This window comes from Bordetella genomosp. 11 (assembly GCF_002261215.1).
In the GTDB taxonomy this organism is placed as follows: Bacteria; Pseudomonadota; Gammaproteobacteria; order Burkholderiales; family Burkholderiaceae_B; genus Bordetella_C.
Genome location: NZ_NEVS01000001.1, coordinates 1 through 15,309 on the forward strand (window position 1 = coordinate 1; position 15,309 = coordinate 15,309).

At 65.8% G+C, this 15,309-nt stretch carries 15 protein-coding genes; 12 read left to right on the top strand and 3 right to left on the bottom strand.

The features are described from left to right. Window positions 1-17 precede the first annotated feature (17 nt). Window positions 18-769, bottom strand: a protein-coding gene (locus tag CAL28_RS00005; protein ID WP_231885967.1) for an IS5 family transposase whose coding sequence is annotated in 2 segments (ribosomal slippage) — window positions 18-445 and window positions 445-769 — 753 coding nt in all. Because the reading frame shifts where the segments join, the coding sequence is not laid out codon by codon here. A gap of 69 nt (window positions 770-838) precedes the next feature. On the opposite strand from CAL28_RS00005, the gene CAL28_RS00010 reads away from it, so the two are divergent. The 6 genes from CAL28_RS00010 (at window position 839) to CAL28_RS00035 (ending at window position 7,360) form a co-directional block, all read left to right on the top strand. Then, the gene (locus CAL28_RS00010) at window positions 839-1,171 is read left to right on the top strand and encodes a DUF4148 domain-containing protein (RefSeq protein WP_094839397.1); all 333 of its coding nucleotides are present in this window, start codon (window positions 839-841) and stop codon (window positions 1,169-1,171) included. A 369-nt stretch (window positions 1,172-1,540) separates the two neighbouring features. Continuing rightward, the gene (locus tag CAL28_RS00015) at window positions 1,541-2,395 is read left to right on the top strand and encodes an FAS1-like dehydratase domain-containing protein (protein WP_094839398.1); all 855 of its coding nucleotides are present in this window, start codon (window positions 1,541-1,543) and stop codon (window positions 2,393-2,395) included. Window positions 2,396-2,445: 50 nt separating this feature from the next. Further along, on the top strand, window positions 2,446-3,603 hold the full coding sequence (locus CAL28_RS00020; RefSeq protein ID WP_094839399.1) for an acyl-CoA dehydrogenase family protein: 1,158 nt from the start codon (window positions 2,446-2,448) through the stop codon (window positions 3,601-3,603). 9 nt (window positions 3,604-3,612) lie between these two features. Then, window positions 3,613-4,791, top strand: coding sequence for a CaiB/BaiF CoA transferase family protein (locus CAL28_RS00025; RefSeq protein WP_094839400.1), 1,179 nt, complete (start codon window positions 3,613-3,615; stop codon window positions 4,789-4,791). Window positions 4,792-4,863: 72 nt separating this feature from the next. Next, entirely contained in the window at window positions 4,864-6,306 is a 1,443-nt protein-coding gene (locus CAL28_RS00030; RefSeq protein ID WP_254925941.1) for an MmgE/PrpD family protein, read from the top strand. Window positions 6,307-6,448: 142 nt separating this feature from the next. After that, window positions 6,449-7,360 (top strand): LysR family transcriptional regulator, encoded by a 912-nt coding sequence (locus CAL28_RS00035; protein ID WP_094839401.1) that lies wholly within the window; start codon window positions 6,449-6,451, stop codon window positions 7,358-7,360. Window positions 7,361-7,367: 7 nt separating this feature from the next. On the opposite strand, the gene CAL28_RS00040 is transcribed toward CAL28_RS00035, so the two are convergent. Together CAL28_RS00040 and CAL28_RS00045 are read right to left on the bottom strand one after the other, a co-directional pair. After that, window positions 7,368-8,513 (bottom strand): hypothetical protein, encoded by a 1,146-nt coding sequence (locus CAL28_RS00040; RefSeq protein WP_094839402.1) that lies wholly within the window; start codon window positions 8,511-8,513, stop codon window positions 7,368-7,370. A gap of 181 nt (window positions 8,514-8,694) precedes the next feature. Then, window positions 8,695-9,600, bottom strand: coding sequence for a LysR family transcriptional regulator (locus CAL28_RS00045; protein WP_094839403.1), 906 nt, complete (start codon window positions 9,598-9,600; stop codon window positions 8,695-8,697). 110 nt (window positions 9,601-9,710) lie between these two features. On the opposite strand from CAL28_RS00045, the gene CAL28_RS00050 reads away from it, so the two are divergent. The 6 genes from CAL28_RS00050 (at window position 9,711) to CAL28_RS00075 (ending at window position 15,288) form a co-directional block, all read left to right on the top strand. Continuing rightward, complete coding sequence (locus CAL28_RS00050; RefSeq protein ID WP_094840526.1) at window positions 9,711-10,868, top strand: iron-containing alcohol dehydrogenase family protein; 1,158 nt, start codon at window positions 9,711-9,713, stop codon at window positions 10,866-10,868. Window positions 10,869-10,885: 17 nt separating this feature from the next. Further along, entirely contained in the window at window positions 10,886-11,761 is an 876-nt protein-coding gene (locus CAL28_RS00055) for a TauD/TfdA dioxygenase family protein (RefSeq protein ID WP_094839404.1), read from the top strand. Between the two features lie 125 nt (window positions 11,762-11,886). Next, window positions 11,887-12,885 carry a Bug family tripartite tricarboxylate transporter substrate binding protein gene (locus tag CAL28_RS00060; protein WP_254925942.1) on the top strand — a complete coding sequence of 333 codons (999 nt, stop codon included), beginning with the start codon at window positions 11,887-11,889 and terminating at the stop codon, window positions 12,883-12,885. Window positions 12,886-12,911: 26 nt separating this feature from the next. Continuing rightward, window positions 12,912-14,111, top strand: a complete 1,200-nt coding sequence (locus CAL28_RS00065) for an alpha-hydroxy acid oxidase (RefSeq protein ID WP_254925943.1) — start codon at window positions 12,912-12,914, stop codon at window positions 14,109-14,111. Then, on the top strand, window positions 14,108-14,530 hold the full coding sequence (locus CAL28_RS00070) for a nuclear transport factor 2 family protein (RefSeq protein WP_094839405.1): 423 nt from the start codon (window positions 14,108-14,110) through the stop codon (window positions 14,528-14,530). The genes CAL28_RS00065 and CAL28_RS00070 overlap by 4 nt, the downstream gene beginning before the upstream one ends. Further along, on the top strand, window positions 14,527-15,288 hold the full coding sequence (locus tag CAL28_RS00075; protein ID WP_094839406.1) for a fumarylacetoacetate hydrolase family protein: 762 nt from the start codon (window positions 14,527-14,529) through the stop codon (window positions 15,286-15,288). The genes CAL28_RS00070 and CAL28_RS00075 overlap by 4 nt, the downstream gene beginning before the upstream one ends. The last annotated feature ends 21 nt before the right edge of the window (window positions 15,289-15,309 follow it).

The following is a 15,309-nucleotide window of genomic DNA, read 5'->3' on the forward strand; positions in this document are numbered from 1 at the left end:
CTAGGGTGTGTTAACAATCAAGCCAACCAGATATAGGCACAAGCGAGACTGAGCATGCCAAAGAAGTTACGCGCCAGTTTTTCGTATCGCGTGGCGATGCGGCGAAACTGCTTGAGACGACCGAAGAACCGTTCCACCAAATTGCGATCCTTATACACATGACGGTCATACTCTCTTTGCTCCACGCGATTGGCTTTGGGCGGTATAACCGCCTCAATATCGCGCTGCGCAAGGTACTCCAGCACATGATTGGCGTCATAGCCTTTGTCTGCCAGCACGGCATCGGCTTCAAACCCTTCTATCAATGCCTGCGCATGCGTCACATCGCTTACCTGTCCACCACTGAGCAAACAGCGCAGCGGGTTGCCCAGCGCATCGACTGCCGCATGGATTTTGGTACTCAGCCCGCCTCTGGAGCGTCCAAGGGCTTGATCGCCTGCTTTTTTTGGGCTCCCGCTGCATGTTGGTGGGCTCTGACGATGGTGCTGTCAATCATGAGGGCTTCCAAATCCTGGTCCACCCCCAGCACGCTCATGATGCCCAGCCATCTGCCGCGTTTGCACCAACGATTAAAGCGCGTGTATGTGCTGTGCCAGTTGCCCAACTCTGTGGGCAGATCACGCCAGGGTGAGCCTGTTCGGGCGATCCACAGAACGGCTTCTATAAATCGCCGATTGTCTGCTGCGGTGACTCCGCTGTCGCTGGCTTTGCCGGGCAACATCGCCTCGATCCTTGCCCATTTGGCGTCACTTAGAAGCTCTCTCGCCATTGCACAGATTTGTAGTTTTGCTCCTCAAATCATAGCAAACGATTGTTAACACACCCTAGGAGTACTGCCATGCAAGCCAAGACCATCGTTTCCGCTCTGATTCTTTCCTTCGCCGCGATCGGCGCCGCGCAAGCGGCCAACAGCGAGCCCGACAATGTGCCCTTCCAGGGCGTGTACGGGCAAGCGGCCAACAGCGTCAGCCGCTCGCAAGTGCTGGCCGATCTGGCCCAAGCCCGCGAAGCCGGCCTGACGGCGAATGCCGACAGCGACAACGCGCCGTTCGTGGCGCAAGCCGACAGCGGCGTGACGCGTGCGCAAGTGGCGGCCGGTATCGACCACGCCGACACCGCGACGAGCATCGCCTTCGGCGACACGAACAACCAGCCGTTCGAAGGTGCGTAAGCACCGACGGCGATTCCAGCCACGGGTGGCGTGATCGCGCGATCGGGAGACCGGTCAGCATCGGGGTCCGGCAAGTGTCGCGGACCGCGCCATCAGGAAGTCCGGCCGTTCATGCCCGCACGGATGAACGGTTCCCCCCGGCGAGAGGCGGGGGATGCTGTAAGTGGCAGTCCTCTCGGCGCAGTACATCGGCCCTCCCCGCGAGGGCCGATTTTTTTTGCGGCTTGCCGGCGCAGCGTGGGGGTTTTCACTTCAATCGGCGCCGGGCCGGTTAATCGTGGCGGAATGCCGGCTTAAGCAAAAACGACTTCGCGAACGCGTCCGCCGGGTGCATAGTCCAAGGGTGAACCCGTGACGGAGACCATTCGCATGCCGGACGCTGCCGCCCCGCTCGAAGACTGGCTGGACAAGACCGAGACGGTCCAGGACCTGATCACCCCTTTTCCCCTGGCTGCGCTGGCGGCGACGCTGGAACGTCCGGATCCGCGCGGCTTGGTGCCGCCGCTATGGCATTGGATGTATTTCCTGCCGGTGACGCCCATGTCAGAGGTGGGCCCGGACGGGCATGCCAGACGCGGCGGTTTCCTGCCGCCGGTGCCGTTGCCGCGGCGCATGTGGGCAGGCGGCCGGCTGACCTTCCATGCGCCCCTGCGCGAGGGCGAACGGGCGACGCGGACTTCGACGATCGCGCATATCGAGGACAAGACCGGCCGCAGCGGAAGGCTGGTCTTCGTGACGGTACAGCATCGCTATGCGGTCGACGGCGAAACGCGGATAGAGGAAGAGCACGACATCGTCTACCGCGATGCCTCGCCACCTTCCGCCGCCGCGGCGGCCGGGTCCGCGCAACGCCCCGCGCCCGCGCCGCAAGGCGAGGCATGGTCGCGTACCGTGCACCCGGATCCCGTACTGCTGTTCCGCTATTCGGCCTTGACGTTCAACAGCCATCGCATCCACTACGACCACCCCTATGTGACGGGGGAAGAAAGCTATCCCGGCCTGATCGTGCACGGGCCGCTGATCGCGACGCTGCTGGTGGACCTGGTGCATCGGCAGCTGCCCGACGCGCGTCTGCGCGGGTTTGCCTTTCGCGCGATGCGGCCCTGCTTCGCGGGCAATGCCTTGACGGTATGCGGCAAGCCCGGAAGCGAGGGCGAGATTGCCTTGTGGACGCGCGACCATGAAGGAAACCTCGGCATGCAGGCCACCGCCACGGTCGAATGACGCCATCCCGACGGTCGAATGATCCCATTCTTGAAGAAGCGGCAATGGATATGAACCCACAGGAATCCTTCCAGGACATCCGCGAAGCGGTCCGCGATCTGTGCGGGCAGTTTCCGCCGGAATACTTCCGCGAGATCGACGAAGCGCGCGGCTATCCCGAGGCCTTTGTCGATGCGCTGACCCGGGCCGGCTGGCTGGCCGCGCTGATCCCGCAGGAATATGGCGGTTCGGGCCTGGGCCTGACCGAGGCCTCGGTCATCATGGAAGAGATCAATCGTTCCGGAGGCAATGCCGGCGTATGCCATGGCCAGATGTACAACATGGGGACGCTGCTGCGCCACGGATCCGACGAACAGAAGCGCGCCTATCTGCCCAGGATCGCCAGCGGCGAGCTGCGCCTGCAATCGATGGGGGTGACCGAGCCGACGACCGGCACCGATACCACCCGTATCAAGACCACCGCGGAACGCCGCGGCGACCGTTATGTGGTCAATGGCCAGAAGGTATGGATATCGCGGGTACAGCATTCGGACCTGATGATCCTGCTGGCTCGCACGACGCCGCTGGCGGACGTGGCCAGGAAATCCGAAGGCATGTCGATCTTCCTGGTGGATCTGCGCGAGGCGATCGGCAAGGGCCTGACGGTGCGTCCCATCCGGAATATGGTCAACCACGAAACCAACGAGCTGTTCTTCGAAAACCTGGAGATCCCGGCGGAGAACCGCATCGGCGAGGAGGGGCAGGGTTTCAGGTACATCCTGGACGGCCTGAACGCCGAGCGCACCCTGATCGCGGCCGAATGCATCGGCGACGGTTATTGGTTTGTCGACAAGGTCAGCGCGTATGCGAAGGACCGCGTGGTCTTCGGCCGGCCCATCGGGCAGAACCAGGGCGTGCAGTTTCCCATCGCGCGCGCCTATATCAACGTGGAAGCCGCCAGCCTGATGCGCTTCGACGCGGCGCGGCGTTTCGATGCCCACCAGCCATGCGGCGCGCAAGCCAATATGGCGAAGCTGCTGGCCGCGGACGCCTCCTGGGAGGCCGCCAATGCCTGTCTGCAGTTTCATGGGGGATTCGGTTTCGCCAGCGAATACGACGTGGAGCGCAAGTTCCGCGAGACGCGGCTGTATCAGGTGGCGCCGATCTCGACCAACCTGATTCTTTCCTATGTGGCGGAACATGTGCTGGGCCTGCCCCGGTCTTTCTAGGACGTGAATATGAGACCCCTGGACGGCATCACGGTCATCGCCCTGGAGCATGCCATCGCCGCGCCGTTCTGCACGCGCCAACTCGCCGACCAGGGCGCGCGCGTGATCAAGATCGAGCGGCCCGGCGTGGGCGATTTCGCGCGCCGCTATGACGAACGCGTGCATGGACAGGCCTCGCACTTCGTGTGGACGAACCGGTCCAAGGAAAGCCTGACGCTGGACCTGAAGCAACCCGAGGCGCAACGCATCCTGCGCGCCCTGGTGGCCGAGGCCGATGTGCTGGTGCAGAATCTCGCGCCCGGCGCGGCGGATCGCATGGGATTGGGCTACGAGGCGCTGTCGGAAACGCATCCGCGGTTGATCGTCTGCGATATATCCGGCTACGGCGCCGACGGCCCGTATCGCGACCGCAAGGCCTACGACCTGCTCATACAAAGCGAATCGGGCTTTTTGTCGGTGACGGGCACGGCCGACGAGCCGGCCAAGGCGGGCTGTTCCATCGCGGATATCGCGGCCGGCATGTATGCCTACAGCAATATTCTGAACGCGCTGCTGCTGCGCGGCCGCACCGGTCGCGGCTGCCGCATCGATGTGTCCATGCTGGAGAGCATGGTGGAATGGATGGGCTATCCGCTTTACTACGCGATGGACGGCCAGCCGCCGCCGCCGCGCGCGGGCGCATCCCACGCGACCATCTATCCCTATGGACCATTCCCGACCGGCGATGGCAGGACGGTCATGCTGGGCCTGCAGAACGAACGCGAGTGGAAGTTGTTCTGCGAGGGCGTGCTGCGCCAGCCGGATCTGGCCGGCGATCCGCGCTTCGCCACGAACTCGGCGCGGTCGGCGGCGCGCGAGGCTTTGCGCGCGCTGATCGTCGCGGCGTTCGCCGGACTGACGGCGGCGGAAGTCGTGGAACGGCTGGACGCGGTGGGTATCGCCAATGCGCGGATGAACACCATGCAGGAAGTTTGGGAGCATCCGCAGCTGCGCGCCCGCGAGCGCTGGCGGCAGGTGGATGCCCCCGGCGGCGCCATCGCGGCGCTGCTGCCGCCCGGGATGGCGCAGGGCGTGCCCGCGCGCATGGATCCGGTGCCAGCGCTGGGCGAGCATACGGACGCCATCCTGGCCGGGTTGGGCTATGCGCCGGCGGAGATCGCGGCGCTGCGCGCCGCCGGCGTGGTGTGAAGGAAACCGCACGGCACGGCGGGCGGATGCGATGTGGCAACCCTGTGCCGTGGTTCTTCTTGGAGGAGACCGATGATGTACACCGATCAACGCAGTCCCGGCCAGCCGGGAATCCGCACGGGCGCCTCCGCGCCCGCCCCGGCCGATCCGGATCATCCCAGCCGCGCGCTGGCGTCTTTCGCCGCCGGGTTGCGTTTCGAGGCGATTCCCGCCGCGGTGGTGGATCGCGCGGTGAACCTGTACGTGGATTGGCTGGGCTCGGCCCTGGCGGGCAAGGGCGCGCGGCCGGTCGAGAGCATCGCGCGGTTCGCGCGGGCTTCCGGCGGGCGCGAGGGGCCGTCGGAAATCCTGATCGACCGCGGCGGGGCGCCCGCCTATTTCGCCGCCATGGTGAACGCCGCCGCCTCCCATTTCGTCGAGCAGGACGATGTGCATAACGGGTCGGTGCTGCATCCCGCAACGGTGGTCTTTCCCGTCGTGCTGGCGCTGGCGCAGGAATCGGGCGCATCGGGACGCGAGATGATGACCGCCGCGGTGGCGGGCTACGAGGTGGGCATCCGCATCGGCGAGTACATGGGACGGTCCCACTACAAGGTCTTCCACACGACCGGCACGGTGGGTACCCTGGCCGCCGCCGCCGCCGCGGGACGGCTGCTGGGCCTGGACGAGGCCGGCATGCTGCACGCCTTCGGTTCGGCCGGCACGCAGGCCAGCGGCCTGTGGGAATTCCTGCGCGACGCGGCCGACTCCAAGCAGTTGCATACGGCGATGGCGGCGGCCAACGGGCTGATGGCGGCGCGGCTGGCGGCCGACGGCTTTCGCGGCGCGGCGCGTATCCTCGAGGGCGCGCAAGGCATGGCGGCGGGCATGTCCAGCGACGCCGACCCGGCGCGGCTGCTGGACCGCCTGGGCCAGCGTTGGGCGACGATGGAAACCTCGTTCAAATACCACGCGGCCTGCCGCCACACGCATCCGGCGGCGGACGCCCTGTTGGCCGTGATCGCCGAACATGGCGTGCGGGTGCATGACATCGTCCATGTGACAGCGCGCGTGCATCAGGGCGCAATCGATGTGCTGGGCAATGTGCGCGTGCCGCACACCGTGCACCAGGCCAAGTTCAATATGGGCACGGTGCTGGGCATCGTCGCGCATCGCGGCTATGCGGGTGTGCACGAGTTCGAGCAGGGCTACGACGCGCCGGAGATCGCGGCCTTCCGCGACAAGGTTGCCATGGTCCTGGACGAAGAGGTCGACCGCGCGTATCCCGCGCGCTGGATAGGCAAGGTCAGCGTCGAACTGGCGGATGGCCGTATCCTGCAGGGGCGCGTGGACGAGCCGAAAGGCGACCCCGGCAATACCTTGTCGCGCGAGGAAATCTCGGCCAAATTCCTGCGCCTGGCCGCGTTCGCGGGCGGCGCGCAAGCGCCGCAGGCGCAGGCAATGCTGGACCGTGCCTGGGAGATCGCCGCGCTGCCCAACGTCGGCAGCGTGTTCGCGCCGGGGCGGTCCGCGTAGGCCTCGGCACGCCGTTCCGCCGCCGCCTGCCGGCCTGCCGTCCACGGCGGCCGGTGCGGCAACAGGCAGGCATCCCGGCGGCGAATCGTCCGCGGCCGCTCGGTTACCATGGGGATGTTCCTGTCTACCCCGCCGCGCGGACATGCACTTCGATTTCGTCGACCTGCGTCTACTCGTCCATCTTGCCGATACCCGCAACCTGGCGCGCGCGGCCGAGCGCTCGCACCTGTCGCCGCCGGCGGCCAGCAATCGCATCCGCAACCTGGAGCGCGACCTGGGTTTTCCCCTGCTCTATCGCACCAGCCAGGGCATGACCCCGACACCGGCGGGCGAAGCCTTCGTCCATCACGCGCGCCTGGTGCTCGAACGGGTCCAGCACCTGGCCGGCGATATGCAGGAATACGGCGAGGGAATCAAGGGCCACGTGCGCATCTGGGCCAACACCACCGCCATCAGCGAATTCCTGCCTGCCGCGCTCAGCACCTTCCTGCGCGATTATCCTGACGTGAACATCGACCTGCGGGAAGTCCTGAGCGGCGAGATCGTCAAGGGCGTGTCCGACGGCGCGACCGATATCGGTATCGTCGCGGGCAATGTGCATGCGGGACAGCTGGAGATGCTGCCTTATCTGGACGATCGCCTGGTCCTCGTGACAGCGGCGCGCCATCCCCTGGCGCAGGAGCGGTCGGTGGATTTCGCGCAAACGCTGGGCGACAACTACGTCAGCCTGCCGACGTCCAGCGCCATCCACATGTTCATCGACAATGCGGCCCAGGCGCTGGGCGGCCGCATCAAGCTGCGCATACAGGTCGGCAATTTCGAGGCGGCCTGCCGCATGATCGAAGCCGGTGTGGGCATAGGCGTCGTACCGCAATCGATCGCGCGACGCCACGCGCGATCCATGTCCATTTCCCTTATCGCGCTGAACGACCCATGGGCCGAGCGCAAGCTGAAGATCTGCGTGCGCGCCCTGGCGGACCTTCCGCCATTCGCGCGCGCGCTGGTGGAAAGGCTGATGGCCGATGCCGCCGCCGCATCGGCCGAGCGTGCCTGACGCGGCCCTATGCGGGGAAGGACGGCATGATGTCGGTTTCCTGGTATTGCAGTATCCCGCTGTCGGTGCCGATATAGAGCTGGGCCGCGTACTGGTGCATGCAGCGCACGGGCAAAGGCGCCAGCCGTGCCGGAAATCCATCGCCGGTTTCGATACCCGGCTCCAGCGGTTCCTGGCGCGAGAAGAAAAGGACCTGCCTCAAGGCACTGTCCGATGACGGTTCGTCCTGGCGGGCCGGACCGCCCAGGGGCCGAACGGCAAGATAGAAATTCGGCCCGGTGTAGCTGGTCGTGGAAGAAACCGCGATCGCGGTGATATCCGGGTCCACCGCATATTGGGGTGCGTTCACCAGGGAACCGGGGCCCAGTGTGAACTTGGGGTCGTCGTTGTGCGCCTGCAGCATCCGTATGTTGACGGAATACAGCGCCTGCGGGGCTTGCGGCGAAAGATAGAGCCAGCTGACCAGATGGTCGAACTGGGCATCGTAGGCATAGTTGACGGTGCTCGTTACGGCGGGGTTGTAGTACGCGATGGTGTCGGCGGTATCGTCGCCCTCGTAGCAGCACAGCGCCCCCAACGTCGTCCCGATGAACGCCGATGTACGGCCGGGAAAGGCGGCCTTGATATTCTGGATCCGTGCCTGCGGACGTGGGCCTTTGAGTTTGCCGAACTCCTGGTTGATATAGGCGTGGGGTCGGTAGGTCCGGCCCTTGTCGGTCGAATACAGCACGGTCTCGGGGCTGGCGATATAGAGCGTTCCCTGGTCGTCGAAACAGGCGTTGTGCTCGGATTGGGCGAACATGGTCATCAGGCCGCTGAATCGCGTTTCCAGCCGGCCGGATGCGGGTTGGCTGGCATCGCCTACCCATGCGGCGTTGATGACGCGCGCGTCGACGCCGATCAGGGTGGCGAAGATCGTATCCCCGCTGCTGCAGAAGGAGTAGCACTCGCGCTTGGGCGCACCGGACTCCGGCGTGGCGATGACAAGCACCTTGCGAAAGTCCTGGCCGTTTCGGTCCTTCCTGTAGAGGCTGGTTCTGCCGAGCGCATAGAGGCAGTCGTTCCTGGCGTCGTATTGGATGCTGAGGATAGGTTCGCCCAGGTTCCAGCTGCCGGCGGGCGATGCGGTCGTTTCATCGTGGCCTGGGTTCATGTCGGGGATGCCTTTCCAGCGTGGCGGGATTGGATGGTCCTCGCCAAACTAACACCCCGCGATACGGGCGGCGTTGCAAGGTTACGGCGCGCTTGCGCGAGTCCATGGTGCCGCCTGTGACGGTCACCGCGCAGGCGGTTGCATGTTGTCCGGATAAATTACGGCCGCGTCCCGTGCGCGCCTATTGCTTCCACGCCGCATCCTTGAACCAGCGCCGCAGGTGTTCGACGAACAGCTTCACCTTGTACGGCAAATGCCGCCGGCTTTGCACGATGGCGTAGATATCCAGCCCTTCGGGGCGGTACTCGGGCATCACGACCTGCAGCGTGCCGGCGCGCACGGCGCTTTCGACCATATAGCGGGGGTGCATGGAGATCCCGTGGTCCAGCATCGCGAGGTGCATGATGGATTCGCCCAGGTTGGAGCTGAACGTGCCGGAAACATGGACCACCTGCGTGTTGTCGCGGCGATCGGTGAACGTCCACATATTCGTCGGCGCTTTCAGGCTGTGCACCAGGCAGTTGTGGTTCTCCAGGTCCTTGGGGGTGGACGGCGTGCCATGTGCCTGCAGATAGGCGCGCGTGGCGACGATGACCTGCGGAACGACGGTGATCAGGTAGGCGATCTGGTTGGTGTCCTTCAGGCGCGGCGCGATGCGTACCGATAGGTCGAGGTTCTCCGCGATCAGGTCGCTGCGGCCATCGTCCAGCAGCAGGGATATCTTGATCGCCGGATAACGGCGCAGGAAGTCCTCGATGGCCGGGGCCAGGTGCACCGCGCCAAAGGACGGCGGCGTGCCCAGCCGGATGCGGCCGGTCGGCGTGCGCACCGGTCCCTGGACCAGCTCCTTCAGATTCCGTGTGGCCAGCGACAGCGCATCGGCGTTCTCGAGCAGGAGCCGCCCGCTTTCCGTGAGGCTGACGTGCTTGGTATTGCGGTTGAACAGCTGCACGCCGAAGTAGCCTTCCAGCCAGGCGATCTTCTTGGTGACGGATGAACGGCTGGATGCGCGGCTTTCCGCGGCCTTGGAGAAGCTGAGGCTTCTGCCCACTTCCTGGAAGACCTCCATGCACTCGATCAGGTCCATACGTCTGTTTCCATTTTGGAAAATATGATTTCGAGGCGCGGCCCTTCTGCGCGCCGTGCGCGCTTACTACACTGGGCGACCCATTTTGCCGAATGCAGCGCGCGCATCCCATGATCCCAGGCGATTTCGACTACCACCTTTACGGCACCCATGTGCGCTTCGGCGAAGGCGTGGCGAGCGCTGTGGGCGAGGAGCTGCGGGCGCGTGGATTGGCCCGGCCGGTGGTCCTGCTGCAGGACCGCATCGCCGGCACGCCGGGCTACGCGGCGTTGCTGCAGTCGCTTGACGGCATGGCCGTGCTGCAGCGCCGCGGCATCCCGCCGCATTCGAGTGTCAGTTTAATCGAAACAATGGCGCCGGAAGTGGCCCGCTTCGGCGCCGACTGCGTGGTGGCCGTCGGAGGCGGCAGCGTGGCGGATTCGGCCAAGGCCCTGGTGTTGCTGCTGGCCGAGGGAGGCATCCTGGCCGACCATGTCACCGTGTTCCATCCGCCGGCGAGGATCGAAATCCCGCGCCGCATCCGGCCGAAGCTGCCCATCGTTGCCGTGCCGACGACGGCATCGGGGGCGGAAGCCACCTCCTCGTTCGGCGTGCGCGACGGCGAGCACGAAAAGCGCATGTTCTGGAACCGCCAGGTGTCCGCCGCGGCGATCCTTATCGATCCGCTGATGAGCGGTGACGTGCCGCTGGCGACCATGCGGTATACGGCCATGAACGGCATCGCGCATTGCCTGGAGGGGCTGTATTCCAAGGGCCGCTCCATCGTGTCCGACGGCATGGCGGTGCAGGGGCTGGGCCTGTTCCAGCAGGCGCTGGCCCGGCCCTTGCCGGACGAGACCGCGCAGCGGCGCCTGATCCTGGCGGCGGGACATTTGTCCGGCATGGTGCTGGCGATGGCACGCAGTTGCCTGCATCACGCGATCTGCCATGTATTGGGCGCCCGTATGAACCTGCCGCACGGGCTGGTGAATACGGTCATCCTGCCGCATGCATTGCGGTTCAACGAGGAGGTTGCCGCCCCGCTGCTGGCGCCCGCCCTGGAGCGCGTGAACACGTTGGCCGGACATCGCCACCCCAGTCTTTCGGAATGGCTGGCGGCTACCGCCGACGCGCTGGCGCTGCCGCGTCGCCTGCGCGACATCGGCGTACCCGAGGCCGCCCTGCCCGACATCGCCGCGCACGTCATGGGCGAACGCGGTCTGGCACTGAATCCCCGTCCTGTCGCGGCCGCGAGCGAAGTGCTCGCCATCCTGCGCCAGGCCTTCTAGACACAGCAGGAGACACTATGGATATCGTTGGCAGCGGCGCCACGCTGGGGGCGCGCATCGAAGGCATGGACCTGGCCCGGGCATTGTCGCCGCAGGACTATCGCGCGATCGAGCAGGCATTGGGTCGTTATGGCGTCGTGTGCTTTCCCCGCCAACGGCTGGACGCCGCCGCCTTGAAGCGGTTCTCCGAAAACTTCGGCACGCTGGAAGTCAATGTGGCGAATCTGTACCACGAGCCGGGCATCCCGGAGGTCATGATCCTGTCCAATATCGTGGAGGACGGCAAGCCCATCGGCCTGAGCGACGCGGGCCAGGATTGGCATACGGACATGTCGTACAGCCGGACCATCGCCTTCAGCAATGTGCTGTACGGCATACGCATCCCCATGCGCGATGGCAAGCCGCTGGGCAACACCGAGTTCTGCAATATGCATGCGGCCTATGAGGGATTGCCGCCGGCGCTGAAAAGCGAACTGGACGGCATGACCATTACCCATGACTTCAACAAGTTCTGGGAAATGATGCGCAGGGAAAAGGGCAGCACGCGTCCGCCGCTGACGGAGGAGCAGCGCCGGCGCAAGCCGCCGGTATCGCATCCGGTTTTCCTGACGCATCCCATCACCGGGCGCAAGGTGCTGTACGCCAATCCCGGCTATTCGATGCGTATCAATGAAATGCCGGCGGCGCGCAGCGAAGAGGTGCTGGCGTTCCTGTTCCGGCATCAGTTGCAGGAGCAGTACCGCTACCGCCACAACTGGGCCGAGGGCGACGTGCTGATGTGGGACAACATGGGCACGATCCACAATGCGGTGGCCGATTACCGGCCCGACGAGCCGCGCCTGATCAAGCGTTGCCAGGTGATGGCGGACAAGTATTTCCCCGAGCTGTACTGAAAACGGCGGGATAGGACGCACGGGCCGGCGGCGCATCGGCGGCCCGTGCGATGCGCGACCGGCCGGGCGCCCTTGCGGGCACCGGCCAGGATGGCGGCCATGCCGCCCACAACAAGGAGACAGACATGAAAACACGATACCTGGCCGGCCGGGCACTGGCCGTGGCGCTGGCGAGCACGCTGCTGATGGCGGCGCCCGCGCGCGCCGACGAGTATCCCTCGCGGCCGATACGCATGGTAGTGGGCTATGCGGCGGGCGGCCCGACGGATGTGGTCGCGCGCGTCATGGCCAAGGAAATGTCCGAGGCATTGGGCGCGTCCGTCGTGGTGGAAAACAAGCCCGGGGCCAGCGCATCCATCGCGGCCGCCGATGTCATGCGCGCCCCGCCCGACGGCTACAAAGTGCTGGTCACGTCGCTGACGCTGAACGTGAATCCCCTGCTTTATCCCAAGCGCTACGACTACGATCCGGTCAAGGCTTTCGCGCCGGTCACCAACTTCGCCAACAATCCAATGTTGCTGGTGACGAACTACGACTCGCCGTACCGGGACCTGAAATCCCTGATCGCCGATGCCAAGGCACATCCCGGCAAGCTGACGTTCGGTTCGTCCGGCGTGGGCGGGTCCGCGCATCTGGCGGCCGAAATGCTGGCCACCGAGGCCGGGATCAAGATGGTCCATGTGCCGTTCAAGGGCAACGGCCCGGCGTTGCAGGAGATGGTGGCGGGCCGCATCAGCTTCATGTTCTATCCCAGCGTGGGCATCGCCAACTATGTCGCCGCCAAGCAGCTGCGCGTGCTGGCGGTCGGCACGGAGCAGCCCGAGAAGGATTTCCCCGGCGTGCCGACCATGGACAGCCTGGGCTTCAAGGGCTTCGAGCAGGGCGCGCCGTGGATCGGCATGCTGGCACCGGCCGGTACGCCCAAGCCCATCGTCGATAAGCTGAACAAGGCGGCGGTCGATGCCCTGGCCAAGCCGGCGGTGCGCGAGCAACTGGCGCAATTGGGCGCGAAGGTGGTGGCGGACAGTCCCGAGCATTTCCGCCAGTTCCTGATCGAGGACAAGGCCCGTTGGGCCGACGTCATCAGGAAGGGCAACGTGACCGCGGACGACACCGGCAATTGAGCGCCCGCCGCAAGGATGCCCGCACCGTGAGCAAAGCCGTATTGGACGAGTGTTATTCCATCGATCGCCTGCGCGCGGCGGCGCGCGCCCGGCTGCCGGCGCCGGTCTTCGATTTCTTCGAGGGCGGCGCCGAGGATGAAATCACCTTGCGCGACAACATGGATGCCTTCCGCCGCGTCCGCCTGGTGCCGCGCGTACTGCGCGACGTGTCCCGCGTCGACGCGCGCGCCGCTTTGCTGGGCCGCGCCGCGCAGTTGCCGCTGGCCATCGGGCCGACCGGCGCGGTGGGCTTCGGCTGGCGCGGCGGCGACGTGGCGCTGGCCCGTGCCGCGGCCGGCCTGGACCTGCCTTATGCCTTGTCGACGTCGGCGACCGCATCGATCGAGGAGATCGCGGAACAGGCGCCCGGGCGCCTGTGGTTCCAGGCCTATATCCTGCAGGACAAGGCGCGCCTGGACGACCTGGTCGGCCGCGCGCTGGCGGCCGGTTACGAAGGCTTGATGATCACGGTGGACCTGCCCGTGGGCGGCAAGCGCGAACGCGACCTGGCCAACGGACTGGGCTTTCCCATGAAGATCACGCCGCGCAACTTCTGGCAGTTCGCGCGGCGCCCGGCGTGGTCGCTGGACATGCTGGTCCGCCGGCCGCCCGTCATGCCCAGCCTGGCGGGCATGAAGAGGGTCGAAAGCGATCGCAAGGCCATGCAGTCCGTGGCGGGGCGCAATTACGATCCCTCGTTCGACCTGGCCGCGTTGGCGCGCATCCGGGATCGCTGGCCGCGCCGGCTGATCGTCAAGGGTGTCGTGCATCCCGCCGATGTCGAATCGCTGGTCGGACTGGGCGCCGACGCACTGGTGGTCTCGAATCATGGCGGCCGGCAGCTGGACACCGGCATCGCCACGCTGGACGCGTTGTCCGGCATCGTCGCGGCGGCCGGCGGCCGCGTGCCGGTGCTGCTGGACGGCGGCGTGCGCCGCGGCAGCGACATCTACAAGGCACTGGCGCTGGGCGCGGCCGGGGTGATGACGGGCCGCGCGACCTTGTACGGCGTGCTGGCGGGCGGACTGGACGGCGCGCGGCGCGCGCTGGACATCCTGCGCGACGAGTTGACCCGAACCATGCAGTTGTGCGGCACGCCGGCACTGGCGGACATCACGCGGGATGTCCTGAGCCTGCCGCATGGCCTGCCCGATTCCATCCGCCGGCATGCAAAGGAGCCGCAATGAACGACACCATCAGCTTGTGCCGCAACCAGGTCATGGGGTTTTTCCGTGACCTGGACGATAACGCCTATGACAGCCTGGTCAGCCGTATGAGCCCGGCCGCGGTGTGGCATCGGCAGGGCAAGGTCCTGCACGGCCGCGAGGCGGTGCTGCAGGCATTGGCAGGCCGCTCGCGCACGATGCGCATCCACCATCTGATCAGCAATCTGTTCGCCGATCGGGCGGAGGACGACCGCTGCGTCATGCGCGGCTATATGCTGGTGGTGCGGCACGATGCCGGCGCGCCCCTGGAGGGCGCGGCGCCGCTTTCCGGCATCGAAAACATAAGGACGATGCACGTGGAGCTGACCTGCATGGAGGGCGCATGGCTGATCGACCGCATGCGCAATGACGAACCCAGTTTCGCGAGGACAACGCGATGAAATGGCTACGCTATACGCAGGCCGGCCGTACCGGCTACGGCATTCTGGAAGACGACCGGATCGTCGCGGTACGCGGCGATCCCTTCCAGGGCTATGAGAAGACCGGCGACATCGTCCGGCTGGCCGACGTGCGCGTGGAAGTGCCGGTGATCCCGCCCACCTTCTACTGCGTCGGGCTGAACTACGTCACGCACATCGGCACCGAGGGCCTGAAGATCCCGACGCAGCCGGACGTCGGCTATCGCGCCAACAATGCGCTGGTGGCCCATGGCCAGGACGTGATCATGCCGGCGGATGCCGGCAAGGTGCATTACGAAGGCGAACTGGTGGTGGTGATCGGCAAGAAGGCGCACAACGTGAGCGAGGCCCAGGCGCGCGAGTGCGTGCTGGGCTATACCATCGGCAACGACGTCAGCGAACGGGTCTGGCAGGCGTCGGACCGGACGTTCTGGCGGGCCAAGAACAGCGACACCTTCAAGCCGATGGGGCCGTGGATAGAAACCGCGGCCGACGTCGACGCGATGGAAACGGTGGTGTCCGTGAACGGCGAGGAAAGCACACGCTTCCGGACCAACGATATGCTGTTCGGCATCGACCGCTTCATCAGCACCATGAGCCGGTACCTGACGCTGTATCCGGGCGATATCCTGTGGATGGGCACGGATGGCCATTCGCCGGACCTGCGGGATGGGGACGTCGTGGACATCTCGATAACAGGCTTGGGTACACTGACCAACCGCTTCGTGCGCGGAAACTGAGCACGCCGCCCTCTTCAGGAG